Genomic DNA, 9,000 nt, shown 5'->3' on the forward strand with positions numbered 1-9,000 from the left:
TGCGTAAATTGTGAAATTTTATGAACACAGGCTTTCTGCGGCCTGTGCCTTACTTCCTGTACAATTATAAATGATATGATAAATTTTCGCAATCCTTATTATTATTTTCACAAATTAACTTACAGGCAAATTTTTCCCACTGCTTATTGCTTTTCGCAACCCTGCCGGGAGCTTCTATTCGCAATTGAAGCAGGATACTTCTTTGATCCGGTTAAAAAACGAAGCAGCTCTTTTCCAAAGACCTGCTCCGCAATTTATACTCATATTACAGATTTTTAATTCTCTCAATTGCCTCAAGAGTATTCTCATAGCTTCCGAATGCTGTCAGACGGAAATATCCCTCACCATGTGCACCAAAGCCTGAACCTGGTGTTCCTACGATGTGTGCTTTCTCAAGGAGATAATCAAAGAACTCCCAGGAGGTCATCTGATCCGGTGTTTTCAGCCAGATGTATGGGGCATTTTTTCCACCGGACACGGAAAATCCTGCTGCGGAAAGTCCTTCGAGGATCGTCTTTGCATTACGCATATAATAAGCGATCTGCTCCTTCAGCTGTGCTTTTCCCTCCGGAGAGTAAACAGCCTCGCCTGCTCTCTGTACAATGTACGGGGCACCGTTAAACTTGGTTCCGTGACGTCTTGCCCAGAGACTGTGAAGTTCTACGCCATCACGCACCAGTTCCTTCGGAACAACGGCAAAGCCAAGACGAACGCCTGTAAAGCCAGCATTTTTGGAAAAGCTTCGAAGCTCGATGGCACAGGTTCTCGCACCCTCGCACTCATAAATGCTGTGCGGGACATCCTCCTCGGAAATATATGCCTCATATGCTGCATCATAGATGATCACGCAGCCGTTTTTGTTGGCGTAGTCAACCCACTCCTGAAGAGCAGCCTTTGTGATCGCACCACCGGTGGGATTGTTCGGGAAGCAGAGATAGATCAGATCCGGTACCTCATCTGCCGGGATCTCCGGAAGAAATCCGTTCTCCTCTTTGCAGGGCATATAGATCACACCATCAAAGTTCTCACGCTCTTTGTTATAAAGACCTGTACGTCCTGCCATAACGTTGGTATCTACATATACAGGATAAACCGGGTCGCAGACTGCAACCTTGTTATCCAGTCCGAAGATCTCCTGGATGTTTCCGGAATCACTTTTCGCTCCATCGGAAACAAAGATCTCGTCTGCGCTGATGTCGCAGCCTCTGGACTGATAATCATTTTTTGCAATGGCACTTCTTAAGAACTCATATCCGAGATCCGGAGCATATCCGTGGAAGGTTTCTGCGTGTGCCATCTCGTCTACGGATTTATGAAGGGCATCGATGATCGCCGGTGCAAGGGGCTGTGTCACATCACCGATTCCAAGACTGATCACAGAATCCTTAGATTCCGGATTGGCCTCCTTATATGCACTTACCTTCTTTGCGATATTGGAAAACAGATAGCTTCCCGGAAGTTTTAAATAATTCTGATTTACTGTCACCATAGTATTTTATCTCCTTCTCTCAATTTCCTCTGCCAGTGCTTTTCTGACGCTGTCAGGATTTGCCTTGCCTTTCAACTCTCTCATCAGCTGTCCTACGAAAAATCCCATAACCTTGTCCTTGCCGCCCAGAAGCTCTGCCAGCGGTCCGGGGTTGGCATCTACGATCTTTTTCACAGTTTCGGTGAGAAGGCCTGTATCTTCTACGATCTTAAGACCATTCTCTTCTATATATACAACCGGATCAATATCCTCGTCAAATACTTTTTCAAACACTTTCTTGGCATTCTGTGCGCTGACCTCTTTTTTCTCCACCATGGAAAGAAGGTCTGCCAGATGCTTCGGTGTAAAGCTTACCTTTTCCGGATCAAGGCCCTTGTCCTTTGTCAGACGGAGAACCTCCACCATAAACCAGTTCGCCACCTTTTTCGGATTTCCGAGAAGAACCGCTGTCTCCTCAAAAAGTCCTGCCAGATGTCTGGATTCGGTCAGGATCCCTGCATCATAAGCCGGAAGCTCATACTCCTTCTGATACCGCTCTATCTTGGCTTCACGAAGCTCCGGAATGGAAGTACGCAGCTCTTCGATCCTTGCATCGGAAATGTGGATCGGCGGAAGATCCGGGTCCGGGAAGTAACGGTAATCCTTTGCATCCTCCTTGGAACGCATTGCATGGGAAGACTCTTTGTTATCGTCCCATCTTCTTGTCTCCTGTACAACGGCTCTGCCTTCCTCCAGAAGCTCGATCTGACGTTCTCTCTCTCCCTCGATCGCTCTCGCAATGGCCTTGAAGGAGTTCAGGTTCTTCATCTCCGTCCTTGTTCCGAAGGTCTCACTTCCCACCTCACGGACAGAAAGGTTGACATCGGCACGCATGGATCCCTCCTGGAGCTTGCAGTCAGAAACTCCAAGATACTGCATGGTGCAGCGGAGCTTTTCCAGATAAGCGATAACCTCCTCGGAGCTTCTCATATCCGGTTCGGATACGATCTCGATCAGCGGTACCCCGCTTCGGTTATAGTCAACCAGGGAGCAGTCTTCCCACTCATCATGGATCAGCTTACCGGCATCCTCCTCCATATGCATCTCATGGATACGTACGGTCTTTTTGCCTGCGGAAGTCTCGATCTCAACAGCTCCGTCATAGCAGATCGGCAGATACAGCTGAGAGATCTGATAATTCCGGGGGTTATCCGGGTAAAAAAAGTTCTTACGGTCAAACTTACAGTACTGATGGATATGACAGTTTGCCGCAAGACCTGCCTTGATGGCAAACTCTACCACTTTTTTGTTGAGGACCGGAAGAGAGCCCGGCATACCGGTGCAGACCGGGCAGGTATGTGTATTCGGTGCGCCTCCGAATTCTGTGGAGCATCCGCAGAAGATCTTTGTTTTTGTGGCAAGCTCCACATGCACCTCAAGTCCTATGACTGTCTCATACTGTTTCATGCCTTTTCTCCCCCTTCCATTGCTGTTCCGAAATCACCGCGTTTTTTCTCATATGCGTGTGCTGCGCGGAACAGGTTGTTTTCTTTGAAGCAGTCACCGATCATCTGGATACCGATTGGAAGGCCGGCTGCGTCTTTTCCGCATGGAACTGTGATTCCGGGAAGTCCGCACAGGTTTACTGCTACCGTATAAATATCGCCAAGATACATGGCAAGAGGGTCTTTCAGGCTCTCTCCCAGCTTCGGCGCGGTAAACGGAGATGCCGGTGCAAGAAGAACGTCATATTTGGAAAAGGCCTGGTCAAATTCCTTTTTGATAAGGGCTTTTGTGCGAAGTGCTTTCAGATAGTAAGCATCGTAGTAACCGGAGCTTAACACAAAGGAGCCAAGCATGATACGGCGCTTTACTTCCTCGCCGAAGCCTTCGGTCCTTGTCTTCTTGTACATATCATGAAGTCCCTCGTACTCTTTTGCACGGAAGCCATACTTCACGCCGTCAAAGCGCTCCAGGTTGGAGCTGGCCTCTGCACTGGCAATGATGTAGTAAGCAGGGATCATATATTCTGTTGTCTTCATGGAGAAAAATTCTACCACTGCGCCCATCTCAGTAAGGTCCTTCAGCGTATTCATAAAGTCCTCTTTTACCTCCGGGTTCAGTCCCTCTGAGAGATATTCCTTCGGCACGCCGAATTTCATTCCCACGATCTTATCTGTCATAGAAGCGGAGAAATCAAGATCCTCTCTCTTCATGGAGGTGCTGTCCTTGGCATCGTGTCCGGCAATGACCTCAAGAAGTGCCGCACAGTCCGCAACATCCTTTCCTACCGGTCCGATCTGGTCCAGAGAGGATGCATAGGCAACCAGTCCGTAACGAGATACCGTTCCGTAGGTCGGTTTGATTCCGGTAACGCCGCAGTAGGAGCTTGGCTGACGGATGGAACCGCCGGTATCAGAACCCAATGCCAGATAAGTCTCGCCTGCTGCCACTGCCGCACAGGAGCCGCCAGAAGATCCTCCCGGAACACGCTCCAGATCCCACGGGTTTCTGGTGACGCCGTAAGCGGATGTTTCTGTGGTACTTCCCATGGCGAACTCATCCATGTTTGTCTTTCCGATGATCACAAGACCTGCCTGTTCCAGACGGTCAATAACCTCGGCATTGTACTGCGGCACAAAATTCTCAAGGATCTTCGATGCACAGGTAGTTGTTTTTCCCTTGATGCAGATATTATCCTTAATTGCAATAGGTACACCGGCAAGAGGTCCTGTATAGGTTCCATCCTCAATGCCTTTCTGTACCTCTTTTGCTCTTGCATAGGCTTCTTTTTTGTAAGTATCAAGATAAGCGTGGACCTTGTCCTCTTTTGCTTCGATCTGATCAAATACGTATTTCACACCGTCCAGGACGCTTATCTGATGCTGCTTGATCTTTTCCGCAAGCTGTAATGCGGTTAATTTTCCCAAATCCATGTCCTGTCTCCTGTCTTATCCAATTGTTTTCGGAACCTGATACTGGTTTTCTTTCTGCTTCGGTGCATTGGCAAGCATTGCCTCATGATTATCTCCGTTTGTCACAACATCCTCACGGAATACGTTTTCGTCCTCAAAAATATGGGACATGGGCTCTACGGAAGAGGTGTCAAGCTCATCCAGCTTGTCTACATAGTCCAGCATCTTCTGCATGTCCTCTTTTGCTTTTTCCTTTTCATCCTCTGTCAGAGAAAGCTTTGCAAGGATGCAGACATTTTCCATTGTTTCATCATCGATTATCTTTGCCATCTTTTTTCTCCTTATTACGGCTCAAGTCTGTTCATATCACGTGGGAACAGACAGGTCTCACGAACGTTTTCTTCTCCGAGGATCTGCATGGTAAGACGTTCCAGTCCGATTCCAAGTCCTCCGTGAGGCGGCATTCCATGCTTGAAGGTATCCAGGTACTGCTCCATACCCTCTTCATCCATACCACGGGCTGCGATCTTATCCTTCAGCATCTGATAATCATGGATACGCTGTCCGCCTGTAGTTACCTCAAGTCCCTTGAACAGAAGGTCAAAGCTTAATGTAAATTTCTCATCTGACGGATCATCCATTGCGTAGAACGGACGCTTCTTAGACGGATAATGTGTGACAAAAACAAAATCAGCATCATATTCTTCTTTGAAATATCTTCCGATCAGCGCTTCTTCCTCCGGCTCCAGATCATATGGGTTGCGGATCTTACGATTATATTTTTCAGCTACCAGCTCTTTGGCCTTGTCAAAACGTACTGCCGGGATCTTGTCCACCTTCGGAAGCTCCACCTTCAGAATGGAAAGCTCATGAGCGTAGTCTTTCTTAAGAAGCTCTACCGCATACTGGAGAAATCCGGTTTCCATCTCCATGATATCCTCAAATCCGTTGATATAGCCCATCTCAAAATCAAGGCTTGTATATTCGTTCAGATGACGTTTTGTGTTATGCTTCTCTGCACGGAATACAGGGCCGGTCTCAAATACACGGTCAAAAACACCTACCATCATCTGTTTATAAAACTGCGGGCTCTGTGCCAGAACTGCCGGTTTATGGAAATAACTCAGCTTGAACAGGTTTGCACCACCCTCTGCACCTCTGGCTCCGATCTTCGGTGTGTGGATCTCGGTGAACCCCTTCTCATAGAGGTAATCACGAAATGCCCGCACCAGAGCCTCCTGGATCTTGAATTTTGCACGCTCCTGCACATTACGCAGGGCGATAGGACGATAATTCAGCTTTGCCTCCAGGGAAGTGTTCAGCTTCCATTTGTCGATGGCCAGCGGAAGAGGCTCTGCAGGTGAGGAAAGGATCTCCACATGGCTGATGCGGAGTTCTCTTCCGTGAGGCGCTCTTTCTTCCTCATGAAGAGTTCCTGTGAGGCGCACACACATTGCCTCCTTCAGATCATGAATGGAAACATTTGTCTTGTCGTTTTCATATACGGTCTGAAAAAGCCCTTCTTTTTTTCGAAGTATCACAAATGCCACGTCACCCATATTACGGATGCTGTGTATTGCACCTTCCACTGTTGCTTCCTGGTCTTTCATGCTCTCAGAAAGAAGCACATCCCAGGCACATTCTCTAGTCTTACAGATTCCATCCATAAATTCCATTCCCTCATCCTCCAATTCAAAGTAGTTTCACCGAATCAGGAAATCCCCTGCGGAATTTTTCCCGATCCGGTGTGATATCAGTCATTCAGAACAGATCATTCCTGTCCGCTCTGCTGTTTTTTGTTGTTTTTTACACAGAATCATATAAAAGCATCAGAACCATCTGGGCCGTCTCCACCATATTGGTCCCGGAATCCATACTGCATTTCTGGATATAGCGGTATGCGTCATCCTCGCTCAGGTGATTTCTTTCCATTAAAAGCATCTTTGCATTTGAAATATAATTCTGTTCTTTCCATGAACGCTGCTTCGGCTTTTTCTTATCTTTTTTCCAGCGCCTTTCGATCTGGGAAAGCATCATGCTTACCGTATTTACCAGATCTCCGACTTTCAGAGGCATTCCCACGCATAAAATGGATGTTGGCGCCTCACTGATCACTCCCCGGGAGGCCATAAGCAGCATTTCAAAATAATCCGGCATATAGTCCAGAAGATCACGGTAGTACATATCCTGAAGATGATAACCGCAAAGCAGAACGCCGCCATCAAGCTCCGAGATACTGGCAAGGGCATTGGCACCTGAATTGCATACTGCCGCCACCGTGAATCCATATCGGTTAAGGACTGTGCGGATCTTTTTGGCATCTTCTATTTTCGGTAATGCAATCACGATACTCGTGTTCATAAGCCGCCACTCTCTTTCGTCCCATTATGCCTCGTTCATCAGATCCGATACAGATACTCCTCGATCTCCCAGTCGGAAATCTCCTGGGAATAACGCAACCACTCTTTTCTCTTTGCCTGCGCATACTGTTTGCAGAAAGCTTCTCCAAGGATTTCCTTCATCCAGCTGCTGTCCTCAAACAGTGTGATCGCTTCCCGCAGGTTCTCCGGTAAATTCTCGATACCCTGTTCCTTCTGATCCGACTCGGAAAGAGAACGGTTAGAAGCTTTTGTAGGATAGATCTTCTTCTGGATTCCATCCAGGCCCGCTGCCAGGCATACCGCAAAAACAAGGTATGGGTTGGATGCAGCATCCGGGCTTCGAAGCTCGATCCTGGTATCAGCACCATTGACTCTCGAAATCCTTACCAGTGAATTCTGGTTATTTCTCGTCCAGGTCAGCTCTGTAGGCGCATCAAATCCAGGTACAAGACGCTTATAAGAATTTACAAGCGGATTGGTGATCAGAGTCATCTCACGGCTGTGAGCCAGAAGACCTCCGATAAAATAGTATGCCTCTTCACTTAATCTGGACGGATCCTCCGGATCCACGAAAATATTTTTTCCATTTTTAAACAGTGAAAAATGGATATGCATGGCTGAACCGTTTACTTCCCGTCTTGGCTTCGGCATAAATGTCGCATGAAGTCCATGACGTTTGGCTACAGTTCTTACCGCCATCTTAAAGGTTATAACTTCGTCTGCCATCTCACGTGCTTCCCCGTAATGAAGGGCGATCTCATGCTGTGCGGGTGCTGTCTCATGATGAGAGGATTCCACCTCAAATCCCATATCCTCAAGAGTCAGTACCATGTCACGTCTTGCATTTTCACCCAAGTCCACCGGACTTACATCCAGATATCCGGCTTTTTCGTGAGAAACCGTTGTAGGCATTCCGTTGTCATCAATATGAAACAGGAAAAACTCGCATTCCGGGTCAACATAGCAGGTGTATCCTGCCTCTTCTGCTGCCTGCGCTGTTTTTTTCAGAATGTATCTGGAGCTCATCTCATGTTCAGATCCGTCTGCACGGCGCATATCACAGATCAGTCTTGCAACCTTTCCCTGCTGAGGACGCCATGGGAGAATTGAAAAAGTATCGTAATCCGGATACAGGATCAGATCCGGCTCCTTTTCTCCCACAATGCCCGCAATATGAGAGCCATATACAACGCACTGGTTATCCAGGGCTCTTGGAAGCTCTCTTGCTGTGATCGCAATATTTTTCAGAGTTCCAAACATATCTGTAAACTGGAGGCGGATGAACTCTACGTCTTCCTCCTCTGCCATTGCAAGAATCTCTTCTCTGGTATAATTCCCCATAGTATTCTCTCCTTTATTTCCTCATCACACAAAATAATTACCCTAAAAAATAGAAAAAGGGTGCACTTCAGAGAGCTTTCGCTCCTGAAGAACACCCTTGTTCATGGACGTAATTATAGCAATCGGTCAATTCTTTGTCAACTTTTTTTTAAAGGAAATTAGGGGCAAAAAGAACTTTGCCCCTGGTATTTTTAACTTTTTTACTGTAAATATGAATAACTCATCAGAGATTCATCCACTGCCTTCGCAGCCTCACGTCCCTCGTGGATCGCCCATACGACAAGTGACTGTCCACGGTGCATATCGCCTGCTGTGAATACACGGTCTACGCTTGTTGCGTACTGCTCCGGTTTTGTCTCCACGTTGGTTCTTGGTGTCAGTGCTACATGGAAAGCATCGGTTACATATTTCTCGCTTCCGAGGAAACCTGCTGCAATCAGTACCACATCTGCAGGAATCACTTCCTCGCTGCCTTCGATAGGAACCATGTTGAATCTTCCGGTCTTTTCGTCTTTTACGCTTTTCAGTTTGACAATCTTTGCCTTGCAGACATTTCCTTTTTTATCTTTGATAAATTCGGTAACGGTTGTCTGATAGATTCGCGGGTCATGACCAAATACTGCAATAGCCTCTTCCTGGCCGTAATCGGTTTTCAAAACCTTCGGCCACTCCGGCCACGGGTTGGACGGTGTTCTTGTTACCGGAGGCTTTGGCATCATCTCAAGCTGTGTTACGGATTTTGCACCAAGACGGATGGAAGTTCCCACACAGTCATTTCCGGTATCACCACCGCCGATGACCAGAACATGTTTGCCTTTTGCAAGCTCATATGGGAATTTTGCAAAATCGGTATCCAGAAGGCTTTTTGTTACCTGTTTCAGGAAATCCACTGCAA

The 9,000-nt window shown here is 47.2% G+C and carries 8 protein-coding genes; all 8 read right to left on the reverse strand.

All coding sequences use genetic code 11. From position 1 onward, the window contains the following. Positions 1-265: 265 nt before the first annotated feature. Positions 266-1,489, reverse strand: a complete 1,224-nt coding sequence (locus BN3261_RS00910; RefSeq protein WP_015525754.1) for an LL-diaminopimelate aminotransferase — start codon at positions 1,487-1,489, stop codon at positions 266-268. Positions 1,490-1,495: 6 nt separating this feature from the next. Further along, entirely contained in the window at positions 1,496-2,935 is a 1,440-nt protein-coding gene (gatB, locus tag BN3261_RS00915) for an Asp-tRNA(Asn)/Glu-tRNA(Gln) amidotransferase subunit GatB (RefSeq protein ID WP_015525753.1), read from the reverse strand. Continuing rightward, the gene (gatA, locus tag BN3261_RS00920) at positions 2,932-4,404 is read right to left on the reverse strand and encodes an Asp-tRNA(Asn)/Glu-tRNA(Gln) amidotransferase subunit GatA (protein ID WP_059085245.1); all 1,473 of its coding nucleotides are present in this window, start codon (positions 4,402-4,404) and stop codon (positions 2,932-2,934) included. Before gatA ends, gatB begins: the two co-directional genes overlap by 4 nt. Positions 4,405-4,419: 15 nt before the next feature. After that, positions 4,420-4,713, reverse strand: a complete 294-nt coding sequence (gene gatC / locus BN3261_RS00925) for an Asp-tRNA(Asn)/Glu-tRNA(Gln) amidotransferase subunit GatC (RefSeq protein WP_015525751.1) — start codon at positions 4,711-4,713, stop codon at positions 4,420-4,422. A 14-nt stretch (positions 4,714-4,727) separates the two neighbouring features. Beyond that, a complete protein-coding gene (gene aspS / locus BN3261_RS00930; RefSeq protein WP_059085246.1) occupies positions 4,728-6,059 on the reverse strand; it encodes an aspartate--tRNA(Asn) ligase in 1,332 nt (443 codons plus the stop codon). A 130-nt stretch (positions 6,060-6,189) separates the two neighbouring features. After that, positions 6,190-6,744: an ANTAR domain-containing response regulator gene (locus BN3261_RS00935; RefSeq protein WP_015525749.1), complete on the reverse strand. Its 555-nt coding sequence runs from the start codon at positions 6,742-6,744 to the stop codon at positions 6,190-6,192. Between the two features lie 38 nt (positions 6,745-6,782). Continuing rightward, positions 6,783-8,105, reverse strand: a complete 1,323-nt coding sequence (locus tag BN3261_RS00940; RefSeq protein ID WP_059085247.1) for a glutamine synthetase family protein — start codon at positions 8,103-8,105, stop codon at positions 6,783-6,785. Positions 8,106-8,305: 200 nt separating this feature from the next. Beyond that, positions 8,306-9,000 (reverse strand): FAD-dependent oxidoreductase (locus BN3261_RS00945; protein ID WP_199874093.1); only part of this gene is annotated, 695 nt, incomplete at its 5' end.

The sequence above is a fragment of the Blautia massiliensis (ex Durand et al. 2017) genome (assembly GCF_001487165.1).
GTDB lineage: Bacteria > Bacillota > Clostridia > Lachnospirales > Lachnospiraceae > Blautia_A > Blautia_A fusiformis.

Coding starts and splice junctions, on each gene's coding strand:
- BN3261_RS00910 (WP_015525754.1), bottom strand. CDS start 1,489: ATGGTGACAGTAAATCAGAATTATTTAAAACTTCCGGGAAGCTATCTG.
- gatB (WP_015525753.1), bottom strand. CDS start 2,935: ATGAAACAGTATGAGACAGTCATAGGACTTGAGGTGCATGTGGAGCTT.
- gatA (WP_059085245.1), bottom strand. CDS start 4,404: ATGGATTTGGGAAAATTAACCGCATTACAGCTTGCGGAAAAGATCAAG.
- gatC (WP_015525751.1), bottom strand. CDS start 4,713: ATGGCAAAGATAATCGATGATGAAACAATGGAAAATGTCTGCATCCTT.
- aspS (WP_059085246.1), bottom strand. CDS start 6,059: ATGGAATTTATGGATGGAATCTGTAAGACTAGAGAATGTGCCTGGGAT.
- BN3261_RS00935 (WP_015525749.1), bottom strand. CDS start 6,744: ATGAACACGAGTATCGTGATTGCATTACCGAAAATAGAAGATGCCAAA.
- BN3261_RS00940 (WP_059085247.1), bottom strand. CDS start 8,105: ATGGGGAATTATACCAGAGAAGAGATTCTTGCAATGGCAGAGGAGGAA.